Genomic DNA, 25,873 nt, shown 5'->3' on the forward strand with positions numbered 1-25,873 from the left:
GCATTTCATCAGCGTTTCACGGAAACGCTGGAATGCCCTAACTCTTTGTTTGCGCATTTCCGGACGCAAAACCGCTTCGCACTTTTGCTGGACATGCTCTATTGCCAGACGACGATGCGGGCCCTCGACGGAACGCGCTCGTAAAGATCGATCACGTCATGGTTCAGCAGGCGCACGCAACCGGACGACACGGCCTTGCCGATGGAGTTCCATTCCGGGTTGCCGTGGAGACGGTAGAGCGTGTCCTCACCATTCTGGAAGATATACAGGGCGCGGGCGCCGAGCGGGTTCATCAGGCCGGGCGGCATGCCGCCGTTGCGCACCGAATATTGCTCCAGTTCCGGCTGGCGGGCGATCATGTCGTCCGGCGGGGTCCATTTCGGCCATTTCTGCCGCCACTGGATGACGCCCTCGCCGCTCCAGGAGAAGCCCTCGCGGCCGATGCCGACGCCGTAGCGCATGGCGCTGCCGCCCGGCTCCACCAGATAGAGGAAGCGCGACGGCGTATCGACGACGACCGTGCCGGGACGCTGGCCGGTCGGGTCCACGACCCGCTGGCGATAGAAGCGCGAGGGGATGCGCCAGTATGGAATGGCGGGAATGACATAGCCGCCGTCGACGATCTCGCCGTACATGAGATCGAGTTCCGGCGTGCGCCCGGCCGCCGGGGCCTCGGGCGGCGGAATGCGCCTGCGCGCATCATCGACATAAACCACTTGCTGGCCGGGCGAAACGCAGCCGGCAAGCGTGGCGGCGGACGCGGTTGCTACAAGACTCAGGAAACGGCGACGGCCGTGGGAGAAAGTCTGATCCATCGGAAATTCGGGAAACCTAATGAACGGAATATGCCCGTTAACGGGCGAAGGGCCGGATGGTTCCGACCCTTTCCTGTCCTTTACGCGCATTGCGTGCTGGCCGCCATAGCGCATGTGAGCTTTCACGCCGAATTGCGACGGGTGTGATATTCACAGAACGACGATCTGCGCTTTCGGCCCCACCCGGTCGAAGAGATCGATGACGTCCTGGTTGAACATCCGCACGCAACCGGAAGACGTCGCCTTGCCGACCGACTGCCAGTCGGGCGTGCCGTGGATGCGGTAGAGCGTGTCCTTGCCGTCCTTGAAGATATAGAGCGCGCGGGCGCCGAGCGGATTGTTGAGGCCCGGCGTCGCACCGCCCCGTGCGGCGGAAACCGAGCGCAGCTCCGGCTGGCGCGCGACCATCTCGTCGGGCGGCGTCCAGCGCGGCCATTTCGCCTTGTACTGGATCACCCCGCGGCCCGACCAGGCATAGCCATCGCGGCCGAGACCGACGCCGTAGCGGATGGCCCGGCCGCCCGGCTGCACCAGATAGAGGAACTTCTCCTTCGTATCGACGACGATGGTGCCGGGCCGCTCGCGGGTCGCGTAATCCACCTCCTGCCGCAGGAAGCGCGGATCGACGCGCGAAATCGGAATTTCCGGCAAGGTATGGCCGTCATCGCCGATGACGCCGTACATGGCCCTGTGCAGCGGATTGGACACCGGCAGGCCATAGGTCTGGTGGAACTGCGTCTGGTAGAGGTTGCGCTTCTGCGGCGGACGGGCCTCGGGCCGGATCGGCTCCACCCTCGCCGGATCGACGGCAACCTGCCGGCCGTCGGGCGAATAGAAGACCGGCATCGTCTCCTGAACGAAGACATCCGGGTTCATGCGGCTCGTATCGGTGACGAAAAGGCAGCCGCTCAGGGAAAGGACGGCGGCGAGACCAGCGAAAAGACCGGGAACGCGGCGAAGGCTGTGGCGGAGACTTTGCATGGGAACCGTTCGTGCATGATGACGTCCCTGCCGTCCTACGCGACGCGCCTTTCGCGAGGCTGGCGTGCGGGCGGCCGCGTCACCCCCTCTGGCCTTTCGCGTCCCTCACTCCGCCGAGACCGGCAGCATCGCTTCCAGCACCTCCAGCCGGTCGGCGTCCGCCGGGAGCTTGTCGGGCCGCAGCCGGGCGATGCGCGGAAAGCGGAGCGCCACGCCGGAGCGGTGGCGGGCCGAGCGGGCGATGCCTTCGAAGGCGAGTTCCACCACGAAGCCGAAGCCCGCTTCGGCCCGCACGGAGCGGACCGGCCCGAATCGCTCGATGGTGTTTTCGCGCACGAAGCGGTCCAGCACCTCCAGCTCGGCATCGGTGAAGCCGAAATAGGCCTTGCCGACCGGCACCAGTTCCTGTCCCGCCTCGCCGTCGCGCCACAGGCCGAAGGTGAAATCCGAATAATAGCCGGAGCGCTTGCCGTGGCCGCGCTGGGCGTAGAGCAGCACGGCATCGACATTGTAGGGATCGCGCTTCCACTTGAACCACGGCCCCTTGGCGCGGCCCGCCTGATAGACGCTGTCGCGGCGCTTGATCATCACGCCCTCGATCACCGGCTCGGGCGGCACAGAACGCAGCCGGTCCAGTTCCTCCCAGGACGAGAAGGGCACGAGCGGCGACAGGTCGAACCGGTCGTGCGGCAGGCGGTGGACGGCCTCTTCCAGCCGCATGCGCCGCTGCGCGAACGGCAGGGTGCGCCGGTCCTCGCCGGCCTCGTCCAACAGGTCGTAGGCGCGGATGAAGGCCGGATATTCGTCGATCAGCCTGCGGTTCACCGTCTTGCGGTTCAGCCGCTGCTGAAGATCGGAAAAGGTGCGGGTCGCGGCATTGCCGCGGCTCGTGCCGCCGACCAGCAGCTCGCCGTCGATGACGCCCTCGAACGTGTCGTCGGCGATCACCTCCGGGAAGGCAGCGGAAATGTCGTCGCCCGAGCGGGAATAGAGCCGGCAGGTGGCGCCGGCGCGCACGAGCTGGATGCGGATGCCGTCCCATTTCCATTCGGCGGCGAAATCGGCCGGGTCGAGCTTTTCCAGATCGCCCTCGCCCACCGGCGTCGCCAGCATCGGCGAGCGGAAGACGGCGGGGCTGGCGAATTCGAGCGTCGGGCTGCGTCCCTCCAGCCACGCGAAGAGGTCGCGATAGGGCGGGCTCACGCCATGCCATACGCCCTCGATCTCGTCGACGGGCCGGGCGAAGGCATCGGCCAGCGCCTGCCGCGCCAGCCGTCCGGAAATGCCGATGCGCAAGCCCCCGGTGACGAGCTTGATGAAGGCGAAGCGGGCCGAGGTGTCGAGCCGGTCGAGCGTCGCGCGCACGAAGCCGCGCACCTCGGTGCGGCCGAGTGCGTTCATCGCCTCGACGGTTTCGCCCAGATGCACGTCATACAGCTCGCCCTGCGGCTCCCAGACCAGAGACACGGTTTCGGCAAGGTCGCCGACATAATCGTAGGACCACTGGAACAGGATCGGGTCCATGCGCTCGGCGACGAGTTCACGGATCAGCGCCGGCTTGACGCTTTTCAGCGTCAGCGTTCCGGCGAGCGCCGCAAGGCCGTAGCCGCGATCCGGATCGGGCGCGGTGCGGAAGTAATCGGCGAGCAGCGCCAGCTTGCCGTTGCGCGACGGGGTGACGAGAAGACGGTCGAGAAGGCGGGCGAAGCGGCGCATCACTCGCCCTCCTCGTCATAGCCCACCAGATGCAGCGGCTTGGCGGCCACGCCGTTCAGGCCGCACCAACGCACCAGCGCCTCCTCGCGGCCATGCGTCACCCAGACCTCGGAGGGGGCAAGCTCGCGGATCGTGCCGGTCAGTTCGCCCCAGTCGCAATGGTCGGAAATGACGAGCGGCAGTTCCGCGCCCATCTGGCGGGCGCGGTTCCTCACTGTCATCCAGCCCGACGCATAGGCCGGCAGCGGATCGAAGAAGCGCCGCGTCCAGCGGTCCTGAAGCGCCGCGGGCGGGGCGATCACCACCGCGCCGCGGAAATCGGGCGCCTTCGCCTTCTCCACCGTCGCCGGCCGCAGGTCGCCCAGCACCACGCCCTCGGCCTCGTAATAGGCGCACAGCCACTCCATCGCGCCGTGCAGGTAGATCGGGCGATCGTAGCCCGCATCGCGCAGAAGCCGTATCACCCGCTGCGCCTTGCCGAGCGAATAGGCGCCGATCATATGCGTGCGCTCGGGAAAGACCGTCAGCGATTCCAGCACCTTGCCGATCTCCTGCGCGGCGGCGGGATGCTTGAACACCGGCAGGCCGAAGGTCGCCTCGGTGATGAAGACGTCACAGGGCACCGGCTCGAAAGGCTCGGCGGTGGCATCGCGTCCGCGCTTGTAATCGCCCGAAACGACGATCCGCAGGCCGCCCGCCTCGACGGCGATCTGGGCCGAGCCCAGCACATGGCCCGCCGGATGATAGGAGACGCGAACGCCGCCCACCTCAAGCACCTCGCCGAAAGCGGCCGCCTGTTCCGCGCCGCAGAAGCCCTCGCCCATGCGAATGCGCATGATATCGAGCGTGCGGCGCGTGGCGAGCACGCTGCCGTGGCCGGGGCGGGCATGGTCCGAATGGCCGTGGGTGATGAGCGCCCGCTCCACCGGACGCACCGGATCGATGTAAAAATCGCCGGGCGGGCAATAAAGACCCGCCGGGGTCGGGTGGAGCAGTGCTTCAGGTTTCATGCCCCATAGATAAGTCTGCCGCCGCGAAAGAAAAGACGGCGGATTCTGAACCGGACATTGTTTCTGGTTCAGGTCAGCTCTTTCAATCCGGCTGGTGTTTCGATGAGCGCCCGGTAGCGGATTTCAGGCGCCTGAACGATCACAGGCGGATGCTCGACGGCAAGTTCACGATAAAGCGCCTCGATTGCTGACGGGTTCGGATGGTCGAGAATGAGCGACCGGAGGCGCGCACCCAGATCGGGAATCGATTTCACATAGGCCGAGTCGCCCCGGTGATCGATGATGGAAGGCGCCACTCCATCCAGGGGAAGCGAACCATCCTCGGGGATGGCAAAGTCGAAAGTGGGGCTTCCGGCCGGAAGGGAAACCTTGTTGCCGACGATTGCGCCGTGGGCTGAAACAACGGAATCAATCGCATCCGTGTTGGCAACCCAGCCTCTCAATCGGCGTCCCTCGTTCCAGTCCGACCTGACTTTCTCCTGATTGTCGAGACCGAACCAACGCGGCCGTCCCGGTTCTTCGCCCTCCGGGTCGAGCGCCACAATCTCCAGATAGACAGAGTTGCCGAGCTGAAGCCGGTGATTGTGCGTACCCATATAATCGTGACGGGTCCCGAAAGGCACGTCGAGGTCGAGGCAATTCCGGACATGGGAAACACCCTCGATCAACGTCGGGGCTATGACGGTAAGGTGGTCGAGCTTCAGCACGTGCGGCGAACTCCCATGCTCCAAGGCTACTGTTGCGAAGATACCAAACCATCCGATACGGCCAAGCCGCAAGAGGGTTCGGCGCCGGCATCCCCCGACTCCACACCCGGCCAGAGGCCGGCGGCGGATCAGGCCTGTTTTTCCGTCTGCACACGGCTCGCGACCGGCAGCGCCACGGGCTTGAGCAGCAGCGCGGCCAGGAGGCCGAGGGCGGCGGTTGCCATGCAGGTGAGGAACAGCGGCATGAAGGCGGCGCTGTAGGCAGCGGCGACGGCCTCGCGGGCGGCATCCGGCAGCGCGGCGATCTCGGACGGCGACAGCGCCGCCGGATCGGCGACCCCGTCGATCTTCGGCGGATGATGGGCGATGCCGTAGGAAACGATCGCCCCGTAGATCGAGATGCCGATGGCGGCACCGGACATGCGCGTCAGCGTGACGGCGCCGGTCGCGGTGCCGATATCGCGCTTCGGAACGGCGTTCTGGACGCCGGTGATCGGCACCTGCTGGCCGAGGCCGACCCCGATGCCGTGCAGGGCGAACAGGACCGCGATCAGCGCCAGCGGCGTCTGCGGCGTGACGAAGGCGAAGGCCAGGAAGACGCAGATGCCGATGCCGAGGCCGATGATCGCGAAGATGCGGTAACGCCCGGTGCGGGAAATCAGCCGGCCCGCGAGCAGCGCGCCGAAGACGATGCCGACGGTCAGCGGAATGAAGAAGGCCCCGGCCTCGACCGGCGCAAGGCCGGTGGTCGTCTGGAGGAACAGCGCGAAATAGTTGACGAGGCCGATGCCGAGCGCGCCGCTGAGGGTGGAGACGGCCAGCAGCAGCGGAAAGGCCGGATCGCGGAACAGATAGATCGGCATGACGGGCTCCTGCGCGCGGCGCTCCACCCGGACCCACAGCGCAAGGCAGATGAAGCCCGCAGCGACGATGGCGAGCGCCGGCGGTGCGGCCAGCGAGCCGAAGATGGAGATCGAATCCGTCCACAGCACGATGCTCGACACGAAGGCAGCCAGCAGAGCCGCGCCCGCATAGTCGATCTTCGGCTGCCGGTGCGGACGGCGATAGGGCAGCAGCACCATCAGCGCCGTGACGACCGCGATGCCGATCGGCAGGTTGATGAGGAAGATCGCCCGCCAGCCGAAAAGATCGCTGATCGTGCCGCCGAGGATCGGGCCGACGGCGCCCGACGCCATGATGACGAGACTGGAATAGCTCTGGTAGCGGGCGCGCTCGCGCGGCTCGAACAGGTCGGCATTGATGGAGAAGATCGACACCATGATGCCGCCGCCGCCCAGCCCCTGAAGCACGCGGGCGGCAATCAGCAGGTTCATCGACGACGCGACGCCGCAGGCCAGCGACCCGGCCACGAAGATCGAAATCGCCGCGATCATCACATATTTGCGCCCGAACAGGTCGCCCAGCTTGCCATAGACCGGCATGACGGCGCTGGTGGCCAGCAGGTAGGACGAGCCGATCCAGCCGAAACGCTCCATCTCGCCGAATTCGGCAACGATGGTGGGCAATGCCGTGGAAACGATCTGGTTGTCGAGCGTCGCCATGAACATCGCCGTCAGAAGAAAAAGGAAAACGACGATCCTGCGCCCCTTGTCCGCAACGAGGGGGCCGGCATCGGTGTTTTTCATATCCATGAGGCGGGTTCCGTATGAGATCGGGCAATTCATGTGCTTTTAGCATATAAATGTCAATGACACAAAACTAGGATTGCGCTAAAGCATACGCTCAACGGAGATCGGGATGCGGGAATGACGAAACGGTGCGACGACGACGGGCAGGCCACGGAGGCGGCGATCGAGGCGATCAGCCGGACCATATCTCGCCTGCGCGTTCTGATCGGCCGGCGGATCATCAGCCGGCTGGCGCTTGCCAACGTCACGCCCGGTCTTGAACTCAGCCACGTGGACGTTCTGGACGCGATTCGCCGCATCGACGGCGAAGCGACTGTCGGCGCCATTGCCGAGCAGTTGCGGATCGATCCCTCGCGGGGCAGCCGCCTGGTGGCGGACATGGTCGCCGGCGGCGTTCTCTACCGCCTCGCCTCGCAGGAGGACGGGCGCCGGTCGGTCATCGAACTCACCGAACTGGGCGAACGGCTGCTGAAGGAAATGCGCGACATCAAGGACAGCGTCATCCGGCAGGCGGTGGCCGACTGGCCGGAAGAGGACATCGAGGTCTTCGCCGCGCTCTATGCCCGTTTCGTGTGCCGTTTCGACGCGCTTCTGACCGACAACCAGCGCCGCGCCGAAGGCTGCCGCTCCAAAGGCGGGCCGGCTCCATAGAACGGTTCCGCGTTTCACGGAACCGCGGAACCGTTCTATATCATTTTTTTCACGCAATTCCGGACGGAAAACCGCTGCGCACTTTTCCTGGAATTGCTCATAAAAAAAGACCGTCCGGGAACGTTTGGATCGTTCACCGGACGGCCAGATCGGATGCGCAAACCGATACCGATGTTCGGACCCCGCCAAAACGTCCGCCATCGCAAAGTCTGCGGCACCCGCATTCCCCTCCCCGCCATGCCGCGCGGCAGGGAATCCGCTTTGAAAACCGGCGCGCCAACCCCGTGTTCGCGCCGGCCTCGTTTCCTCGGGCGGTTCGTGCCCCCGCCTCCGCTTCCGTCAGGCGTGACGGATCGTGCTTCCGGCAGCCGGCGCGGCGATGGCCGTGTAGATCTTCCTGCCGAGCAGGAGCGCCACCGGCGCCGCGACGACCAGCCCCACCGCGAAGGCGGCGGCGATCTGCCAGCCTTCCGAAAGCTTCAACGCCAGCATGGCCGTGACCGCCGACCCGGCCAGAACCGTGGCGACAAGGACGTAGATGACCGCAGCGAGACGAAGCATCGAACCCTCCGATTTGCTTTCGAGGGGCAGTCTAGCCGCGGTGGGGCGGCCCTCATTGATCTGGAACAAACCGCCTCGGCGGCGAGACTGCGCATTTTGACGCAGGCGGGATCTCACATCCGGCGCGGATCGGCCGGCACTTCGCTGCGCACCCGCTTCTTGGCGGCATACATGCCGGTGTCGGCACGGGCGAGCAGCGCATCCGGCGTGTCGCCGTCACGCGGGAAGACGGCCACCCCCATGCTGCCGCTACAGGCGATCGTGCGCCCGCCGATCCGCATCGGCTCGGAAAGCGCCCGGCGCAGTTCCTCCAGCCGGGCGGTCAGGTAGTCGCCCTCGCCCGGCTCGCAGACCATCACGACGGCGAACTCGTCGCCGCCAAGCCGCACGGAAAGGTCGGTCTCCCTCACCCGCTGCCTGAGGCGGTCGGCCACCTCGCGCAGCACGTCGTCGCCGACGCCGTGGCCCATCGTGTCGTTGATCTGCTTGAAATTGTCGAGATCGAAATAGGCGATGACCAGATGATGGCCGCTGCGCTGCGTTTCCTCGATAACCGCGGCGAAGCGCTCGAGGAAATGCCGGCGGTTCGGCAGGCCGGTCAGGGCATCGTGATTGGCAAGGCGCCATATCCGCTCCTCGGCCCGGGCGCGGTTGATGGCGATGGCGGCGAGGTCGGTGGCCATCGCCGTGATTTCCATTTCCAGCCCGCTCGGCTCGCGCACCGTCGGCGAGTAGAGCGCGAACGTGCCGTACAAGGTGCCGGAGGCATCGATGATCGGCGTCGACCAGCACGAGCGCAGATTGAACCGGCGGGCGATGGCGGCAAAATCGGTCCACCGGCGGTCGGTCAGCGTGTCGGACACCATGACCGGCGCGCGGCGCCAGGCCGCGGTGCCGCAGGAGCCGACATTCTCGCCGATGGTCACGCCGTCGATCAGCGCCGAATATTCACGCGGCAGCGTCGGGGCGGCGCCGTGCAGCAACTGGCCGGTCTCCTCCTCGTAGAACAGGATCGAGGCCTGTATATCGGTGAGCTGCGCTTCGACCAGATGCACCAGCCCGTCGAGAATGCCGCCCAGTGGATAGCCGCGGGCGATCTGTTCCAGAAGGACGGCATGTCCCTTTCTCATGAACTCGGCGCGCTTGTGCGTCGTAATGTCACGGCCGAAGCAAATGACGCCGGCAATCGCGCCGTTCTCGTCGAGCAGCGGCGAATAGGCGACCATCATCCAGCCCGGACTGTTGCCGGTTTCCGGCTTTTCCACCTCGGCTTCGACGACCGGCGCCCTGCCCTCCAGGATGGTTTCTTCCAGCGCGTTGATCTTCCTCAGGTTCTCGCCCGAGAAGAAGGCCTCGGTCGTCTTGCCGTCGAGATCGCTCCTGTCCGCCACCCCGACCATGTCCAGCGTCTTGCGGTTGGCGAGAAGGATGCGCCCGAACCGGTCCTTGACGAAAAAAGCGAAGGGAATCTGGTCGATAAACGCCAGCACCGGGCTGCCCGGCCTGAAATCCGGGCGGCAGGCGCCCTCCAGAATCGCGCGCAGGCGCACCGCCACGGCATCCGCCTCCGGCACAGGCCCGCCGGTATGCGAAAGCTCGCCCGCCTGCTTCTTGAAGTCGTCCATGTGCGCCCAGCCCCACCGTTACTTTTCAACGGCGACAGTCAATCCGTTCGAAGTCGCAATATTAAGATACGAATCCTTATTTCCTTTTAATGGAATCCCGAAAGCTTATCGTAAAGCCCCGTGTTTCAAGGGGGTCGAGGATGGCACGGAACCTGCTTTATCCTTCCGGCAAGACGGAGACGTGGATGATTTCGAGACGGCGCACACTGGGTCTGCTTGCCGGCATGACGGCAACCGCTGCGGCCGGACGGCCTTTCGCCGCGCCGGAACGCGCCGTCATTACGCCGGTCGACCTGCGCGGCTCGCTCGACGCGGGCAAGCTCGGCATGGCCCCGGAAGCGACCGGCAGCCAGAGCCGCACGCTGCAATCGATCATCGACAGGGCGGCGGAAGCGAGGGTGCCTGTGTTCCTGCCGCCGGGCACCTACCGCGTGTCCAACATCACCCTGCCCGCCGGCGCGCATGTCACCGGCGTGCCGGGCGCATCCCGCATCCTCTACGACGGCGGCGGCTTCCTGTTCCGCGCCGACACGGTCGATACCATAACCCTGTCCAACCTCTCCATCGACGGCGCCAACGGCTGGCTGGCCGACGACGCCCCGGCTCTCGTCCATCTGCGGGCCGTGAAGAACGTATCCATCGACAATTGCGACATCGCCGGCTCGCGCCGGAGCGGCGTGCAGATGGAGCGCTGCGGCGGCCGCATCGAGCGTTCACGCCTGTCCGGCGCCCTGTCCTACGGGCTCTATGCCGTTGAAAGCACCGGGCTTTCCATCACCGGCAATACGGTGTCCGACTGCGGCGACGGCGGCATTCTCGTCCATCGCTGGACCAAGGGAGCCGACAATACGATGGTGCAGTCGAACCGCATCGAGCGCATCCGCGCGCGCAGCGGCGGCACCGGCCAATACGGCAACGGCATCAATCTCTTCCGGGCGGACGGGGCGCTCGTTTCCGGCAACCATGTCAGCGATTGCGCCTTCTCGGCCATGCGGGCCAATGCGTCCTCCAACGTGCTCGTCACCGGCAACCAGTGCCTGAACCTGGGAGAGATGGCGATCTATGCCGAGTTCGGCTTCGAGGGCGCGGTCATTTCCGGAAACATCGTCGACGGGGCCGCCAACGGCATCGCCGTCGTCAATTTCAACGAGGGCGGGCGGCTGGCGACGATTTCCAACAACATCGTCCGCAACCTCGTCGCCGACGGTCCCTATGCGGCCGAGAACGGTTTCGGCACCGGCATTTCGGCGGAGGCCGACGCGGTCATTTCGGGAAACGTGGTCGAGAACGTGCCGAAATGGGGCATGCTGATCGGCTGGGGCCCCTACCTGCGCAACGTGACCGCCATCGGCAACATGGTCCGCAAGGCGCCGGTCGGCATCGCCGTGTCCGTCGCGGAGGGTGCCGGGGCCGCCGCCATCACCAACAACATGTTCGAGGCGACGCCCGGCGGCGCGATCGCCGGCTTCCTGTGGAACAGGCAGGCGAGCGGCGACCTGCTGGAGAACGCCGGCCCATACCGCCACATCACCGTCTCCGGCAACCGTTCCGTCTGAAACGGCTTTCCCTTTCCTCGCGAATCGTTGAAGCCTTCGCCTTCGAGGCGCCGCCCGCCCCTTCGGGGTGGCTGCCGCGCATCGAGCTTTCGCATGTCGCATCGCAAAACCGCCTTGCGCGTTCAGGCGACATGCTCCGGTCCATATGAGGAGAACCTGCCATGCTGACGATCTACGGCGCCTATCGCTCGCGCGCCACCCGCACCTACTGGCTCGCTTACGAGCTTGGCCTCGATTTCAAATCGGTGCCGGTGCTCCAGGCCCGCCGCCTCGACAATCCGCTGGCCGCGGATGCGCCGGTCAACACGCTGTCGCCGGACTTCCTGAAGGTGAATCCGATGGGCCAGATTCCGGCCATCGACGACGACGGTTTCGTGGTGTTCGAATCGCTCGCCATCAATCTTCACCTCGCCAAAAAGCATGGCGGGCCGCTGGCTCCGGCAACGCTGGAGGAAGACACGCTGGCGACCATGTGGTCCTTCTTCGCCGTCACCTCGATCGAAACCGAGGCCCTGCGCATCTCCTCGGCGGCAGCTTCCGGCACGCTCGACACCGACGACGGCAAGGCCGTCATCGCCGCGGCCAGCCGGCTTCTGGAACGGCCGTTCAAGGTTCTCGACGCCCATCTCGGCAAGGCCGGCTTCATCGCCGCCGACCGCTTCACCGTCGCCGATATCAACGTCGCGGAAATCGTCCGCTACGCGCAGCCGGCGACCGCGCTTTTCGACGCGTTCCCGAACATCACGGCATGGCTGGACGCCGCGCAGGCGCGCCCAGCCTTCCGGAAAATGTGGGAGGTGCGGGCCGCCGAAGCGGCCTGAGGCCCCGACGAGACGCAAGCCCGCTTCGCAACGGAAGCGGGCTGCGGTTTCAGACGATCCGCTTCGGGATCGCCGCCCGGTCAGGCGGCCGCCCTGCCGGAGGAAAGACGCCGCCTGGAGGCTGCCGGATCGACGCTCCGGCCGGCGGCATCGGCGCTGCCGGTGCGGAAACGGCTGACGAGCCGGTTCAACTCCTCGGTCTCCTTCGAGAGATTATGGCTGGCGGCGGTGGATTCCTCCACCATCGCGGCGTTCTGCTGGGTGAACTGGTCCATCTGGTTCACCGCCGTGTTGACCTCGTTGATGCCGACCGACTGTTCCTGCGCGGAGGCGGCGATGTCGGAGACGATCGCATCGATCTCCGCGACCCGCGAAACGATCCGCGCCAGCGCCTTGCCGGTGTCCGCGACCAGATCGACGCCCTGCCCGACCTGCTCCTCGGATGCCTGGATCAATCCCTTGATCTCCTTGGCGGCCTTTGCCGAGCGCTGCGCCAGTTCGCGGACTTCCTGGGCGACGACGGCGAAGCCCTTGCCTGCGTCACCGGCCCGCGCCGCCTCGACGCCCGCGTTGAGTGCCAGAAGATTGGTCTGGAAGGCGATTTCGTCGATGACGCCGATGATCTGGCTGATCTGGCCGGACGATGTCTCGATCGCGCCCATCGCCTGCTCGGCCTGCTGCATGATCTTGCCGGAATGTTCCGCATCCTGCTTGGCGTTCGAAACGACCTCGCGGGCATGACGGGCGGAATCGGCGGTGCTCTTGACCGTCGAGGTGATTTCGTTGAGCGCGGCGGCGGTTTGCTCGAGGCTGGCCGCCTGCTGTTCGGTGCGGCGCGAGAGATCGTCGGATGCCGCCGAAATCTCGGCGGTGCCGGAGCGGATCGTCGCGGTGCTGTCGGAAACCTCGTTCATCGTGCCCTGCAACCGGGCGAGCGCGTCGTTGAAGTTCTGCCTGAGCATCTCGCTCTTGGCCGGAACATCGGTGGTGATCCGATAGGTCAGGTCGCCGTTCGCAAGCGCCTCCAGCGCCTGCGCAAGCACGTCGACGACGGCCTTGTCTTCCGCGGCGACCTTCTCGCGCTCGGCCTCGGCCTTCGCGCGCTCCGCCTCGGCGATCTTGTTGAGCCCGTCGAAGTAGTAATACATCACGACGCTCGCCTCGGAGAACACGGACTTCATCAGGCTGAAGATCAGCCGGTCCCGCTGCTTGCTGCCCATCCAGCCGGTTTCCTTGACCAGCGCGGACACCAGCCCCGCGGCATAGGGCGCATAACCGGCGGTCAGGTAGTCGCAGAAGTCGGACTTCCTGCTGATCTCGGCGATGACCCTCGCCTGCGATTCGAAGTAATCCGGCGAAAACTCGCCCTTCGCCACGCAGGTGAACTTCTTCCGTTCCGCGGCCAGCGCATCCGGGGGCATGGAAACCGTGGAAGGATCGAGGCTCTGGTAAGCCTTCAGAAGAACGTCGTCGAGGTGCTTCACGATGCGCTGGTAGACGATTTCGCCCACCGCTTTCTGCTCACCATGCCACGGCTTTATCTTCTCTTCGATTGCGAACATCTGTGCCCCATCATTATCGGAAAATGTACGGGGTCGGTTCCCGCACGGTTGTGAATGGATCACATTAATAATGTGCGGCAGTTAACGCGCAGCTAAGGATTGCCGCGCGCGCAAAATGCGAGAAACATTGAAACAACTCCTTGTTTTCAATGAATTTTAGCGAAAAGAAAATACAACCCGACAACACGCCGGATAATGGTATTTATCCAGTCGCAAAACCACCGATTGAAGCGGGAACATCGGCGGGTGGCGGAACGCCTTATCCCTTTTCCGCCGCCAGCGCCCGGCGGACGGCGGGCCGCTCCAGCATGCGGCCATAATGGTCCGCCACCTTCGGAAAGTCGGCGAGATCGACGCCGTCGCCCTGCAACCAGCCCGTCATGGTAAAAAGATACGGATCGGCAATGGTGTAGGCCGAGCCCATCGCCCATTCGCCCCTGAGATATTCCTCCTCGATCAGCAAGAAGCAGGCGCGCATGTTTTCGGCGACTTTCGCCTGCATGGCGGCGATGGCGTCCGGCGCATCGGCCCAGCGCGAAGCACGGCGGCCGTGGGCATGGGCGACGTGGACGGTCGAGGCGAGATAGGCATTGAAGGCATGCAGGGCGGCAAGCGCGAACGGATCGTCGCACGGGGCGAGCTGGACGGCGGTGGCCATGCTGGCGATATAGGAGAGGATCGCCGGGCTTTCCGTCAACACGCCGCTGGCGGTGATCAGCGCCGGCACGCGGCCTTTCGGATTGATGCGGATATAATCCGGCCTGCGCTGGTCGCCGGCCGAAAGGTCGAGCAGCCGGACCTCGAAGGGCAGCCCGCTTTCCTCGAGGGCGATGTGGCTCGCGCGGCCGCAGCTTCCCGGTGCGGTGTAAAGCGTCAGCATGGTCAGTCCTCCCGTGGCATTTCCTGCCGGTTACGTAAAAAGCGCGTCGGTGACGCGGACGTCACCGACATGAATGCCGTTCCAGTTGCGCATCGAACGGCGGGAAAAGGCCGCCAGCATCGCCGCCACTTCGGGCTCGTCCCCGAGGAAACGGGCAAGGACGGCCGCTACCATCGCTTCGGCCGCGCGCGTCGTGCCATCCTCGCATTTCAGCGCGATGCCGAGACCGCGTTCGGGAATGGCGGCGCAGAACACGCCTTCCGCCCCGGTCTTCACGAAAATGCGGCCCGGCGCGATTTCCATCAGCCGCGTGCAGGCGCGCCCGGTGCCGGCGACATACCACGGCTCGGCCATGCAGGCGTCGACCAGACGGCGGGCCGCCCGGGCCCGGCCGGGGGCGAGGCCGATGCCCGTCGCCATCTTGGCGAAGCCGTGGGCGAGCCCTTTCAGCGGCACCGCATAGGTGGGAATGGAGCAGCCGTCGGTGCCGCAATTGTCCGTGCCGAGCACGGCTCCGGTCAGGTCCTCCATCGCCGCGCGGATCTGGCGCTGCAAGTCGTGGCCGTGGCCGACATAGCCGGCCGGCTCGATGCCCTGATGGCAGCAGGCGCAGACGAAGCCGGCATGCTTGCCCGAACAGTTATTGTGAAGCGCCGTCGGCTTCGCCATCGCGCGGGCCTGTTGAATGAGCGTCGCCTGGTCGAAGGACCAGTGGGCGCCGCATTCCAGCGTCTCGACATCGCGCCCGGCCCGCGCCAGCATGGCGGCGGCAAGGTCGGCGTGGCCTTCCTCGCCGTTATGGGAGGAGCAGGCGAGCGCCAGTTCCCTGTCGCCGAAGCCGTAGGCCTCTGCCGCGCCGCTCTCGACCAGCGGCAGCGCCTGCATCGCCTTGCAGGCCGAACGCGGGAAAACGGCGGCCTCGACATCGCCCGCCGACCAGACCAGCGAGCCATCGGCATCGACGACGGCGATCAGGCCGCGATGGCGGCTTTCGACGAGCGGCCCGCGGGTCACTTCGACGGTAACGGGATTGTGCATTGGCAACCTCAAAGAAGACATTCTGTTTTGCGTTTTAAATCACAACACTCACCAAGATGCACGGTAGCGAATGCGAATTTTGAAACGCCTGCTGATCGCCTTTCTCCTCGTCTTCCTGCTGCCGGTCGCCGGCGCAGTCGGCGTCTGGCTGCTGGAGGAGCGGCCCCGCAACTGGAACCAGGCGCGCTGGTCGTCCTCCGGGCTTCTGCCGCAGGCGGCCGGCGACCCCGAGGCCGCCGTCTACATCTTCTCGGCGATGACCGGCGGCATGAAGGGCGCGATCGCCAGCCATGCCTGGATCGTCACCAAGGAGAAAGGTGCGGCGCACTACAACCGCTACGACAAGGTCGGCTGGGGCAGCCCGATCCGCAAGAACCACCGCCCGGCCGACGCCTTCTGGTATTCGAACCCGCCGCGCCTCGTCCGCAGCCTGCACGGCGCGGAGGCGGAGCGGCTGATCCCGAAAATCGAGCAGGCGATCGCCGCCTATCCCTATTCGCAGCCCGGCGGCTATCGCATCTGGCCGGGGCCGAACTCCAACACCTTCGTCGCCCATGTGCTGCGGGAAGTGCCGGAGATCGGCGCGGTCCTGCCGCCGGACGCCGTGGGGCGCGACTATCTGGCCAATGGCGGCCTGTTCAGCATCGATCCCGACGGGCGCGACCTGCATCTGTCGCTCGGCGGCTTTGCCGGGCTTTCGGCGGGCGAGCGCAGCGGCCTGGAGATCAACCTGCTCGGCCTCGTGGCGGGCGTCGACATCCTGCGCCCGGCGCTGAAGGTGCCGGGCGTCGGCCGTATCGGCATGGCGCAGGACGACACGTTGTGACCCGGCTCAGAGCGTTTCCGCTTTTCTCCGAACGGCGAAAATGCTCCAGCTCTTTGTTCTCATGCAATTCCGGACGGAAAACCGCTACGCACTTTTCCTGGAATTGCTTCGGAGCGTCAGGACGATCTTGCCGATGTGGCTGCTCGATTCCATCAGGCGGTGCGCCTCGACGACCTCTTCCAGCGGCAGAACCGTGTGAATGACCGGCGCGACCTTGCCGCTTTCGAGCAGCGGCCAGACCTCGGCCAGAAGTTCGTCGCGGATGCCGCGCTTTTCCTCGGCGGTGCGCGGACGCATCGTCGAGCCCGTCACCGTCAGGCGCTTGACCATGATCGGCGTCAGGTTGACATTCTCGGCCCGGAAGCCGCCGAGGAAGGCGATGATCGACAGGCAGCCGTCCTTTGCGAGCGCCGCGAGGTTCTTCTCGAAATAGGCGGCGCCGATCATGTCGAGGATCGCATCGACGCCTTTCTTGCCCGTCTCCTCCTTGATGACGGAGACGAAATCCTCCTCGCGATAGTTGATGGCGCGCGCTGCGCCGAGCTTCACGCAGGCCTCGCATTTCTCCTTCGAGCCGGCGGTGGCGAAGACCCGGGCGCCGAAGGCGCTGGCGAGCTGGATGGCGGTCGTGCCGATGCCGGAGGTTCCGCCGTGGATCAGCACGGTTTCGCCTTCCGTCAGGCCGGCCATCTGGAAGAGGTTGGCCCAGACGGTGAAGAAGGTTTCCGGCAGGGCGGCGGCGCGCACGGAGTCATAACCCTTCGGCCAGGGCAATGCCTGACCGGCGGGCACGGCGCAATACTCGGCATAGCCGCCGCCATTGGCCAGCGCGCACACCTTGTCGCCGACCTTGTGGTCGCTCACGCCCGCGCCGAGGGCCGCGACCTCGCCGGCGATTTCAAGGCCGAGGATCGGGCTCGCATCCTTCGGCGGCGGATAGGAGCCTTCGCGCTGGGCAACGTCCGGGCGGTTGATGCCGGCAGCTTCGACGCGAACGAGAATCTCGCCCGGCCCGACGGCCGGCAGCGGTCCGCTGGAAACCGTCATGACGTCCGGTGCCCCGAAGGACGGCAGGTCCACGAAACGCATTGCGGCGGGCAAAGACATGGGCGATCTCCCTTGAGCGTGATCAGACGACTTCGGGCCAAGGGATAGAACAGCCGCCCGGCTTTGAAAAGGAGGTGTGTTGACGCGGGGCCGCGCGCGCCGCAGCCGGCCGCGATCCTGAGCGGGCTTTGTCGCCTGCCGCCGCCGGCAAGCCGATGTTCAGAACCGGCGCAGGACGAGGCCCGTTTCGCTTTTCTTGGCGTCGGCCTTGAGGGCTGTGATTTCCACGGCCAGGTCGTCCACCGAGGCAGCCTTGCGGCCTGCGGGAAGCTCGAGGATGCCGACCGAGCAGCGCATCAGCGGATAGTCCTTTTCCGCGCCCGACCGGTCGCGACCCTTCACCGAACCGGCCAGGCGCGCCTGCGGCGAATAAAGGCCCGCCACCTCGTTGTGGAAATCGCGGCTCAGGCGCGAAAGCATGTCCAGCACGTCCTCGCGCGGCAGCTGGCTGAGGCCGATGAAGAAGTCGTCGCCGCCGACATGGCCGAGAAACGTTCCCTCGACGAAGAAATAGCGGCGCATCAGGGCCGCGAAGAGCATGATCGCGTGGTCGCCCTTCTGGAAGCCGTAAATGTCGTTGAACGGCTTGAAGTGATCGAAATCGCAATAGCAGAAATACCGCGCCCCGCCCGCCTCGCCGGCGGCGGCGGCCAGATAGTCGCTGATGGCGCGGTTGCCGGGCAGCCCCGTCAGCGGGTTCTGGTCCTGTGCCGCGCGCAGGCTCTTCTCGTGCATGACGCGCAGCAGCGAGGCCGCCGAGACGACCCCCGCATAGGCGCCGCCGTCCGTCAGGATCAGGCAGGGGCTGTCCTCGACGCCGGCGAAGGCGCCGAGCATGGTTTCCGAGGCCATGTCCAGCTCCGCCACCGGCGCGCGGTCGGTGAAATGCGACACGGTGCGGCTGTAGATCCGGTTTTTCAGGAGATCGCGCCCGAAGGGCTGGTAGATGTATTCCTTGAGCCGCTCTTCCTTCAGGATGCCGCGCGGCGCGCCGTCGCGGCCCAGAATCGGCAGGTAGCCCTGCCCCGGGCTGGCGCGGAAGATGTCGAAGGCGCGCTCGACGCCCTCGTCCTCGACGAGGCTTTGCGGATGCTCGATGCGCGCGAGGATCAGGCCGCGATCGAAGCCGGCAGTCGGCGACGCCGGCGGCTCGCGGCGGCGCAGGTGGGAGAAGGTCCGGGCCTGCGGCACCTCGATCTCCGGCCGGCCGATGAACCAGCCTTGCAGGAAATCGACGCCGAGATCGCGGCACGCCTCGGCTTCCTCGGCGGTTTCCACGCCCTCGGCCACGACCGCGACGCCGAGCCGGTGCGCGGTGGCGACCAGATTCCCGACGATATGGCGGCGCGGGGCGGAGCCACCGATGCCCGAGACGAAGTAGCGGTCGATCTTGACGTAATCGACCGGATAGTCGCACAGCAGCTTCATTTCGCCGACGCCGGCGCCGAAATCGTCGATGGCGAAGCGGAAGCCGGCCTGCCGCATCCGCTCCATCAGCGGGCGGAAATCGGGATGCTGCGTCAGGTCGAAGCGTTCCGACAGTTCGAAACAGAGAAAGGATGGTGCCAGCCCCGCATCGTCCAGATGATCACAAAGGCGCGGGACGAGGCCCTCGCCCTCGCCGATCAGGCGCGAGTCGAGGTTGAGAAAGAGCTGGAGGCCGCCGCGATCCGGCTGCGCGACGAATTTTTCCAGCGCCGTGCGCACCATCAGCTTTTCCAGCGGCAGCAGGGCGCCGATCGAGTCGGCGAAGTCGAGAAGCGCCAGCGGCGAGGCGAAGCCTGCGCGCTCATGATTGCGCATCAGGGCTTCCCACGCGGCAAGACGTCCCGACGTCGCCTCGACGATCGGCTGGAAGGCCGTTTCGAGCGTCACATGGGCGAGACGCTGGAACAGACCGTCATCCGCTGCTCCAGGCGTGGACGCAGGAACACGCTGTGGAACAGTATGGACAGGCATATGCGAAAACCTCTTCGTCGACGGGCGCGAACGGAGAGTAGAGATCGATTTCTCAAAAATCTCTTAGGCTTAAATGAAACTTTTATGACAAGGTTTGTACGGGTCAGCCGTGTGCCGTGCCCGGATTGTGTGCGCCCAGCATATCGCCGACGCTGAGATGGGCAACGTCCTTGCCTTCCTTGCCAACATGACGGTTATGTCCCATCACGCGGCCGGGCGGCATGGCCGGAAGCCCCTGTCGGCGGCGCGCCTCGCACCACATGACCAGCGCGTCGCGAACGGCTTCGCTGTCGGATGCATAGGCACCGCTTTCAACCGCGATGCGCAAATGAGCGACCTGCTCCGGGGAAATGGATATCGTGACCATAGGCATGTTCTTCACCTTTTCCTTTCCGTTCAGGACACCGGACTGAAGAACGCGTGACTTTTACATCAGAAGACCCGGGTGCCCGGCGATAAGCGAGCGAAGGAAGACCATTATCCTTTCGGGAACGCCGGTGCTTCTTCACCGGCGATAAGTCTTTTGCATCCGAAAGGTTCCATCACAATGACGCCTCCTTCCGAATTGGTCATTGCAAGGGTGAAGATAGCACGGATTTTCCCCATATGCGCGAAAAAAGCGACCTATGGGGGCGGGAGGAGCGGGGCGCGACAAAATGCGCCAGCACGAACGGCTCAGGCGCGGGGCAGTTCGGAGGCCGCCGCTTCCGGGACATGCAGGCCGCATTCGCGCTTCACGTCGTTCTCCCACCACCAGCGGCCGGCGCGCTCCGGCTCGCCGGGGCGAACCGCGCGCGTGCAGGGCTCGCAGCCGATGGAAGGGTAGCCGCGGCCATGCAGCGGATTGACCGGCACCGCATTTTCCGCGACATGGGCGCGGATCGCCTCGATATCCCAGTCCGCCAGCGGATTGACCTTCAAAAGTCCGCGCGCGGCATCGTATTCGGCGAAGGGAATGGCGGCACGGTTGCCGGACTGGCCGCGGCGCAGGCCGGTGATCCAGACCGACGCGCCCTCCAGCGCCCGTTTCAGCGGCCTCAACTTGCGCACGTCGCAGCAGGCATGACGAGCCTCGACGCTCTCGTAGAAGCCGTTCAGCCCATAGCGGGCGGCATAGGCCTCCACATCGGCCGCGTCGGGATGATAACGGCGGATCGAAAGGCCGTAGCGCGCCTCCGTCTCGTCGATCAGCGCCAGGGTTTCGGGAAAGAGGCGGCCCGTTTCCAGCGTCACCACATCGATATCGACCCCGCCCTCGCCGATGGCGGCGGTGATGACCTGATCCTCGATGCCGAGACTGGTGGTGAAGACCGTGCGGCCGGGAATTGCGGCGGCGAGCGACAGCCGCCCGGCGAGATCGAGCGACGCCAGGCGCCGCGACAGGTCTTCGGCGGAAACGGTTTCGGAAACGGTCATGGCGGTACGATCCTCGCGCATCGACAGCGCCGGCCATGCGGCCGGGCCAGAGTGGCGCAATCTCTCAACTTGCGCCCGGCAAGGACAGGGATGAAATTCTCTCTTTCCCGAAAACAGGAAAATTCGACTGTCCGACGCCCGCTGTGAGGAAAAAATTATCCGGCCGTGCACCATTCCAGCCGGACGCAGCCGCCGCCGGCCGTCGTCGCGGACGCCTGCTCCGGGGCTTGGGCAGCGGACCGGCAAACGCGCGCGGATGCGCCATATTCAGGAGAAACCGTTCGGGAAATCGGGAGATGCCGGCTGGTCGGAGTGAGAGGATTCGAACCTCCGACCCCCACGTCCCGAACGTGGTGCGCTACCAGACTGCGCTACACTCCGTGACCAGCGGCGTGTCTATAGACCGGCTTCCCTCTCCGCACAAGCGCCTTGCGACAAAAAAAGGCAGCATGAAACAACGCGCCGATGGCGGCATCGAGGATATGAATTGCGAGGGAAAGGGGATTTTTTCGGCTGGTCGGAGTGGCGTGATTCGAACACGCGACCCCCACGTCCCGAACGTGGTGCGCTACCAGACTGCGCTACACTCCGTGACCAGCGGCGCTGTCTATAGTCCGGCTTCCCGTTCCGCACAAGCGCCTGCCGGCAAAAAAACCGGGCCGCGCGCAAAAAAACCGGTGCGGCCGGCTGTCGCGGGAAAAGAGCGTGACACCGGGGCCTCACCCGTTCAAAAAAACGGGGCAAACACTATGGCATCCATTTGACAGCGTATGATTTGACGATAGAGCAAGGTTAGCAAGCCGTATTTCCCGAGCGCCCGACGCCGGACCGGCAAGCCGCTTCAACCACGCGATTCTCATGGAACGAGACAGATGAACATCCGCATCATCACGCTTGCAGGCCTTGCCCTGGCACTGGGAGGCTGCGTCACCGCGACCGGCGCCCAGAACGGCATCGAAAAACGCTGGAACGGCCAGCAGGCCGGCGCCTTCTTCGCCAAATTCGGCCCGCCCGTCACCGACCAGCAGATCGGCGCGTCCACGATCTACACCTGGCGCGGCGGCTACAGGACCCGCACGGTCCAGGCCAGATATGCCGAAGGCAGCGGCGGCAGGCGCGGCGCGCTTCTTTCGCCCGCGCGCACCGAATATCTGCGCTGCGAAGTCCAGCTCACCGTCTCCCCGGACTATGTGATCCGCTCCGTGCGCACGATCATCGACAAGCCCGGCGTGAACGGTGCGCCGAGCTATTGCGAGGAATTCCTCGGCGGCGACTGATCGTCCCGGAAAGAACAGGCACCGCATCGAGGCCCGACGGCCTCGATGCGGTTTTCTTTCCGCCCCCGGCATGCACGATGCCCTCAATGCTCCACGCGGGGCCCGGCGCTTCGCGCCATCGGGAACAATCCGAGGACGATGGCGCAGCCCGCCACGATCACCACCGCGCCGGCCGCCTGGATGAGCGAGAAGGGTTCCCCCAGCGCCAGCGCGCCGATAGCGACGGCAACCGCCGTGACCGCGAATTCGACGCTGATGGCGCGCGTCGCGCCGACGGAGGCGACGAGGCCGAAATAGAGCACATAGGTCAGCGCGCTCATGCCGCAGGCCAGGACGACCAGCCAGACGAGATCCACCGCGTGCGGCAGCGCCGGCACCGGCACGGCGGCGAGGAAGGGAAAGGTCATGAGGCCGCCGAAGAAGAAGGCGCCGATCGTCACCTCCCACGATCCGGCGCGCCCGAGCCAGCGGCTGGCATAATTGCTGCCGAAGGCGGCGGAAAACGAGCCGAACAGCGCGGCGGCGCAGCCGAACAGGAAAGCCGGCGTGACCGGCGCGGCCGGAAAGCCGACCAGCAGAACGATGCCGAAAATGCCGAGCGCCAGACCGGCAAGGCGGTGGGCATTGATGCGCTCCAGCCCCCAGAAGGCGCCGATGATCATGGAAAACAGCGGAATGGTCGCGACCAGAATGGCCGACATGGCGGTGCCGATCAGCGGCGCGGCATAGGACAGGCCGATCAACTGGCCGGCGACCGTGGTCGCGCCCACGACGAAGAGCGGCTTCCACCCCAGCGAAAAATCGAGCCGCCGGCGCAGGGCCCGCGCCAGGGCGTAGAGCGTCGCCGAAGCCATGAGCGCCCGCAGCGTCACCGCCCCGATCCAGCCGAAAGCCTCGACCGCCTTCACCAGAACGAGAAAGGAAAGCCCCCAGACGATGGCGAGAAACAGGTAGACGGCAATATCGCGCGGGCGCATGGAACGGACATCCGGGGCAATTCGGCGGCGCAAGCGCCACAGCTTCGACGACAAAAAACGCAAGGCACCGGCTTCATGGCCGGCGAACGCGATGCCGTTACAACCACGCCCGCACACTTGCAAGAGGCTTGCAGCCCCGAAGCGCAAAACCGCGCGGGCACGCCATCGCCACCGGCATTGTCCAACAATCGCCGCGCATCCGGTTTACGGAAAACAAGTCGTGGCTGGGGCGCCTGGATTCGAACCAGGGAATGCCGGTACCAAAAACCGGTGCCTTACCGCTTGGCTACGCCCCAACAGACGAGTCAGGCGGCAGAGCGGCCCGACGCGGCGGTGATTAGCAAAAGTCGAACCGGGCGGCAATCCGCCGTTCGGGAAAAAATGGAGGTTTCCCTCCGCCGGTCCGGCCGCGGCTCCCTCGGTGGCGGAAAAGAGAACGCTTTTCCGTGACGCCTGCCGTTTCGCCATGTTAAGCACGTCGCGCGCGATGGGCGCCCGTCAGGATGAGGCAGACGATATGAGCGATCCGCTTTTCGAAAAAGCGTTCGAGCCGGCGCATGGCAAGGCCGTGCCCGCCGGGCCGGATGTGCTGCGCATCACGGTCAACAATCCTTCGCCCTTCACCTTTCACGGCACGAACAGCTATATCGTCGGGCGCGACACGCTTGCCGTGATCGATCCCGGCCCCGAGGACGACGCGCATCTGGACGCCCTGCTGAAAGCCGTGAACGGCCGTCCGGTCAGCCATATCTTCGTCAGCCACACGCATCGCGACCATGCGCCGCTTTCCCGGCGCCTCAAGGAACGGACCGGCGCGATCATCGTGGCCGAGGGGCCGCACCGGCCCTCCCGCCCGCTGCACGAGGGCGAGGCCAATCCCTTTTCCGAAAGCGCCGACACCGCCTTCCGGCCCGACCTGACGGTCGCCGACGGCGAGACCGTCGCCGGCGACGGCTGGGCGCTGACGGCGCTGCACACGCCGGGGCATACGGCGAACCACGCCGCCTTCGCGCTGGACGGCACGGGCATCGTCTTTTCCGCCGATCACGTCATGGCCTGGGCGACCACCATCGTCGCGCCGCCGGACGGCTCGATGGGCGACTACATGGCCTCGCTGGAAAAGCTGCTCGAACGCGACGACCGCGTCTACCTGCCCGGCCACGGCGGCCCGGTGACGGAGCCCGCCGCCTTCCTGCGCGGCCTGCGCACCCACCGGCGCATGCGCGAGCGGGCGATCCGCGCGCGGATTCTGGCCGGCGACCGCACGATCGCCGACATGGTGAAGGTCATCTACCGCGAGACCGATCCCCTGCTTCATGGCGCGGCGGCGCTTTCGGTGCTCGCCCATATCGAGGATCTGGTGGAAAAGGGCGCAGTGAAGACGAACGGGCCGCCCGCCCTCGACGGCATCTACGAACCCGCCTGAGACGGCGGTTCAGCCGAGCCCCAGCATTTCCGTCTCGAGCGCGTCGAGGAAGGCACGGATGATCTGCGCGCCGATGCCGAAATCGCTGTCGCCGTAGCGCGCCACGGTGCGCACGTCGACCAGCGTGTTGTCCTCCTCCTCGCGCAGGCGCACGACGACATCGAAGGGCAGGCCGAAAATCAGCGTCCGCGTCTGTCCCTGGAAAAGAACGTCGCCGGGTTTCCCGACCAGCAAAGGCGGGGCCGCCAGAAGCTGCGGCTCGGGGCGCGGCAGCGGCACCGGAATCGACGGCGGCGCACCGGGAACGGCGCCTCCGCCCCGGATGCCGGGCACCGGCAGGGCCTCCGGCTCGGCGCCGGCCTGCTCCTCGCCTTCCGAGGCCACGATGACGATGCGCGCCGCGCGGGCTGCCCTGCGCACCGCGGCGGCGACGCGGTCGGGCGCGCCGTCGAACCGCCGCCCGACGAGATCGGCATAGACCACCCTGCCCTTCGCCACCCCGGCCTGCGTCTGCACGCGGGGCAGCCATTCCTGATCGGCGGCGACGGCCTTCAGGATCGGCGGCGGGTCGGCCGGATCGGTCGAGAGATCGTAGACCGGCGGCGCGACGAGATAGGCGGCGGCGGCGATGCCGGCGGCCGTCAGCGGAACCGCCGCATAGACCAGCCCCCTGAAGGCCGCGATGCCGCCGAGCGCGCCCACCTGCCACAGCCGCGCCAGGCCGATTACTGCCAGCAGCACCGCCAGGGCGGCCAGACCGGCGGACATGAGGGCAAGGCGGGTGAAGTCCGGCACGGACAGGAATCCGGTGCGAAAGGCAGCGAAAATCGCCAGGAACAGCAGCGCCGCCAGAAAACCAAGGCGCCTGGCCCAGAAGGCGGAACGCGAAACGGGCCTTTCGAAGCGTATGGCCATGAAGACAGAACCTGCTAGAAACTCATGACATCGCCGGGGCGGATTCGGGCTTGCCTGCGGCGGATAGTGGTATATCTCCACTGTAAAAGAAACCTGTCATCAGGAGAACGCCCATGAAACCGGTCTTGAACGCGATGGTGGTGGCGGCAGCGGCCCTGCTTTGCGCCTCCTGCCAGACGATGACGCCCGAACAGCGGCGCGCGGCCGACGAGGCCCGCTGCGTGAATTACGGTTTCCGGAAAGGGAACGACGCCTTCGCCGAATGCCTCCAGCGGATCGAGCTCGACCGCCGCGCCGAGGCACGGGCGAATTCGATCCGCATGTCGCAACATATGGCATGGCGGCCGCCGATCGTCGTCGAACGCCGGGTGATCGTCGACCGGAAATAATCCGCCCGG

General features: G+C 65.9%; 24 protein-coding genes and 3 tRNA genes. 7 read left to right on the forward strand and 20 right to left on the reverse strand.

Annotated features, from left to right (window positions below; genetic code table 11):
• Positions 1 to 98: 98 nt before the first annotated feature.
• The 6 genes from NOF55_RS15545 to NOF55_RS15570 all read right to left on the reverse strand — a co-directional run bounded on the left by NOF55_RS15545 (position 99) and on the right by NOF55_RS15570 (position 6,881).
• Positions 99 to 815 (reverse strand): L,D-transpeptidase, encoded by a 717-nt coding sequence (locus NOF55_RS15545; RefSeq protein ID WP_306412315.1) that lies wholly within the window; start codon positions 813 to 815, stop codon positions 99 to 101.
• Between the two features lie 150 nt (positions 816 to 965).
• A complete protein-coding gene (locus NOF55_RS15550; RefSeq protein ID WP_306412316.1) occupies positions 966 to 1,796 on the reverse strand; it encodes a L,D-transpeptidase in 831 nt (276 codons plus the stop codon).
• A gap of 105 nt (positions 1,797 to 1,901) precedes the next feature.
• On the reverse strand, positions 1,902 to 3,512 hold the full coding sequence (locus NOF55_RS15555) for a cisplatin damage response ATP-dependent DNA ligase (protein WP_306412317.1): 1,611 nt from the start codon (positions 3,510 to 3,512) through the stop codon (positions 1,902 to 1,904).
• The gene (locus tag NOF55_RS15560) at positions 3,512 to 4,522 is read right to left on the reverse strand and encodes a ligase-associated DNA damage response exonuclease (protein ID WP_306412318.1); all 1,011 of its coding nucleotides are present in this window, start codon (positions 4,520 to 4,522) and stop codon (positions 3,512 to 3,514) included. The genes NOF55_RS15555 and NOF55_RS15560 overlap by 1 nt, the downstream gene beginning before the upstream one ends.
• A 68-nt stretch (positions 4,523 to 4,590) precedes the next feature.
• Entirely contained in the window at positions 4,591 to 5,229 is a 639-nt protein-coding gene (locus NOF55_RS15565; protein ID WP_306412319.1) for a VOC family protein, read from the reverse strand.
• A gap of 128 nt (positions 5,230 to 5,357) precedes the next feature.
• Positions 5,358 to 6,881, reverse strand: coding sequence for an MDR family MFS transporter (locus tag NOF55_RS15570; protein WP_306412320.1), 1,524 nt, complete (start codon positions 6,879 to 6,881; stop codon positions 5,358 to 5,360).
• A gap of 114 nt (positions 6,882 to 6,995) precedes the next feature.
• On the opposite strand from NOF55_RS15570, the gene NOF55_RS15575 reads away from it, so the two are divergent.
• Positions 6,996 to 7,529: a MarR family winged helix-turn-helix transcriptional regulator gene (locus tag NOF55_RS15575; RefSeq protein WP_306412321.1), complete on the forward strand. Its 534-nt coding sequence runs from the start codon at positions 6,996 to 6,998 to the stop codon at positions 7,527 to 7,529.
• A 339-nt stretch (positions 7,530 to 7,868) separates the two neighbouring features.
• Here the strand turns inward: NOF55_RS15575 and NOF55_RS15580 are convergent, their stop codons facing one another.
• Together NOF55_RS15580 and NOF55_RS15585 are read right to left on the reverse strand one after the other, a co-directional pair.
• Positions 7,869 to 8,090 carry a hypothetical protein gene (locus tag NOF55_RS15580; RefSeq protein ID WP_306412322.1) on the reverse strand — a complete coding sequence of 74 codons (222 nt, stop codon included), beginning with the start codon at positions 8,088 to 8,090 and terminating at the stop codon, positions 7,869 to 7,871.
• A 113-nt stretch (positions 8,091 to 8,203) separates the two neighbouring features.
• Positions 8,204 to 9,715 (reverse strand): diguanylate cyclase domain-containing protein, encoded by a 1,512-nt coding sequence (locus NOF55_RS15585; protein WP_306412323.1) that lies wholly within the window; start codon positions 9,713 to 9,715, stop codon positions 8,204 to 8,206.
• Between the two features lie 185 nt (positions 9,716 to 9,900).
• On the opposite strand from NOF55_RS15585, the gene NOF55_RS15590 reads away from it, so the two are divergent.
• Together NOF55_RS15590 and NOF55_RS15595 are read left to right on the forward strand one after the other, a co-directional pair.
• The gene (locus NOF55_RS15590; protein WP_370868993.1) at positions 9,901 to 11,271 is read left to right on the forward strand and encodes a TIGR03808 family TAT-translocated repetitive protein; all 1,371 of its coding nucleotides are present in this window, start codon (positions 9,901 to 9,903) and stop codon (positions 11,269 to 11,271) included.
• A gap of 161 nt (positions 11,272 to 11,432) precedes the next feature.
• Positions 11,433 to 12,092 carry a glutathione S-transferase family protein gene (locus NOF55_RS15595; RefSeq protein WP_306412325.1) on the forward strand — a complete coding sequence of 220 codons (660 nt, stop codon included), beginning with the start codon at positions 11,433 to 11,435 and terminating at the stop codon, positions 12,090 to 12,092.
• An 80-nt stretch (positions 12,093 to 12,172) separates the two neighbouring features.
• On the opposite strand, the gene NOF55_RS15600 is transcribed toward NOF55_RS15595, so the two are convergent.
• The 3 genes from NOF55_RS15600 to NOF55_RS15610 all read right to left on the reverse strand — a co-directional run bounded on the left by NOF55_RS15600 (position 12,173) and on the right by NOF55_RS15610 (position 15,572).
• A complete protein-coding gene (locus tag NOF55_RS15600) occupies positions 12,173 to 13,654 on the reverse strand; it encodes a methyl-accepting chemotaxis protein (protein ID WP_306412326.1) in 1,482 nt (493 codons plus the stop codon).
• A gap of 259 nt (positions 13,655 to 13,913) precedes the next feature.
• Positions 13,914 to 14,534, reverse strand: coding sequence for a glutathione S-transferase family protein (locus NOF55_RS15605; RefSeq protein ID WP_306412327.1), 621 nt, complete (start codon positions 14,532 to 14,534; stop codon positions 13,914 to 13,916).
• A gap of 30 nt (positions 14,535 to 14,564) precedes the next feature.
• Complete coding sequence (locus NOF55_RS15610) at positions 14,565 to 15,572, reverse strand: asparaginase (RefSeq protein ID WP_306412328.1); 1,008 nt, start codon at positions 15,570 to 15,572, stop codon at positions 14,565 to 14,567.
• 70 nt (positions 15,573 to 15,642) lie between these two features.
• On the opposite strand from NOF55_RS15610, the gene NOF55_RS15615 reads away from it, so the two are divergent.
• Positions 15,643 to 16,398: a DUF3750 domain-containing protein gene (locus NOF55_RS15615; protein WP_306412329.1), complete on the forward strand. Its 756-nt coding sequence runs from the start codon at positions 15,643 to 15,645 to the stop codon at positions 16,396 to 16,398.
• 84 nt (positions 16,399 to 16,482) lie between these two features.
• Here the strand turns inward: NOF55_RS15615 and NOF55_RS15620 are convergent, their stop codons facing one another.
• The 6 genes from NOF55_RS15620 to NOF55_RS15645 form a co-directional block, all read right to left on the reverse strand.
• Positions 16,483 to 17,505 (reverse strand): NAD(P)H-quinone oxidoreductase, encoded by a 1,023-nt coding sequence (locus NOF55_RS15620; protein ID WP_306412330.1) that lies wholly within the window; start codon positions 17,503 to 17,505, stop codon positions 16,483 to 16,485.
• 159 nt (positions 17,506 to 17,664) lie between these two features.
• Complete coding sequence (locus NOF55_RS15625) at positions 17,665 to 19,464, reverse strand: GGDEF domain-containing protein (protein ID WP_306412331.1); 1,800 nt, start codon at positions 19,462 to 19,464, stop codon at positions 17,665 to 17,667.
• Positions 19,465 to 19,567: 103 nt separating this feature from the next.
• Positions 19,568 to 19,837 (reverse strand): ribbon-helix-helix domain-containing protein, encoded by a 270-nt coding sequence (locus tag NOF55_RS15630; RefSeq protein WP_306412332.1) that lies wholly within the window; start codon positions 19,835 to 19,837, stop codon positions 19,568 to 19,570.
• Between the two features lie 302 nt (positions 19,838 to 20,139).
• On the reverse strand, positions 20,140 to 20,880 hold the full coding sequence (locus NOF55_RS15635) for a phosphoadenylyl-sulfate reductase (protein ID WP_306412333.1): 741 nt from the start codon (positions 20,878 to 20,880) through the stop codon (positions 20,140 to 20,142).
• Between the two features lie 304 nt (positions 20,881 to 21,184).
• A tRNA-Pro gene (locus tag NOF55_RS15640) sits at positions 21,185 to 21,261 on the reverse strand.
• A gap of 133 nt (positions 21,262 to 21,394) precedes the next feature.
• Positions 21,395 to 21,471: transfer RNA gene (locus tag NOF55_RS15645), tRNA-Pro, on the reverse strand.
• A 281-nt stretch (positions 21,472 to 21,752) separates the two neighbouring features.
• Here NOF55_RS15645 and NOF55_RS15650 point away from each other — a divergent pair.
• Positions 21,753 to 22,157 carry a hypothetical protein gene (locus tag NOF55_RS15650; protein WP_306412334.1) on the forward strand — a complete coding sequence of 135 codons (405 nt, stop codon included), beginning with the start codon at positions 21,753 to 21,755 and terminating at the stop codon, positions 22,155 to 22,157.
• Between the two features lie 83 nt (positions 22,158 to 22,240).
• On the opposite strand, the gene NOF55_RS15655 is transcribed toward NOF55_RS15650, so the two are convergent.
• The gene (locus tag NOF55_RS15655; protein WP_306412335.1) at positions 22,241 to 23,134 is read right to left on the reverse strand and encodes a DMT family transporter; all 894 of its coding nucleotides are present in this window, start codon (positions 23,132 to 23,134) and stop codon (positions 22,241 to 22,243) included.
• Between the two features lie 221 nt (positions 23,135 to 23,355).
• Positions 23,356 to 23,430, reverse strand: a tRNA-Gln gene (locus NOF55_RS15660).
• 221 nt (positions 23,431 to 23,651) lie between these two features.
• Here NOF55_RS15660 and NOF55_RS15665 point away from each other — a divergent pair.
• On the forward strand, positions 23,652 to 24,560 hold the full coding sequence (locus NOF55_RS15665) for an MBL fold metallo-hydrolase (protein WP_306412336.1): 909 nt from the start codon (positions 23,652 to 23,654) through the stop codon (positions 24,558 to 24,560).
• A gap of 9 nt (positions 24,561 to 24,569) precedes the next feature.
• Here NOF55_RS15665 and NOF55_RS15670 read toward each other — a convergent pair whose 3' ends face one another.
• The gene (locus NOF55_RS15670) at positions 24,570 to 25,475 is read right to left on the reverse strand and encodes a DUF1499 domain-containing protein (protein WP_306412337.1); all 906 of its coding nucleotides are present in this window, start codon (positions 25,473 to 25,475) and stop codon (positions 24,570 to 24,572) included.
• 113 nt (positions 25,476 to 25,588) lie between these two features.
• Between NOF55_RS15670 and NOF55_RS15675 the strand changes: the two genes are divergently transcribed.
• Positions 25,589 to 25,864 carry a hypothetical protein gene (locus tag NOF55_RS15675; RefSeq protein WP_306412338.1) on the forward strand — a complete coding sequence of 92 codons (276 nt, stop codon included), beginning with the start codon at positions 25,589 to 25,591 and terminating at the stop codon, positions 25,862 to 25,864.
• Positions 25,865 to 25,873 lie beyond the last annotated feature (9 nt).

The sequence above is a fragment of the Ectorhizobium quercum genome, from assembly GCF_026552795.1.
GTDB classification, from domain to species: domain Bacteria; phylum Pseudomonadota; class Alphaproteobacteria; order Rhizobiales; family Rhizobiaceae; genus Ectorhizobium; species Ectorhizobium quercum.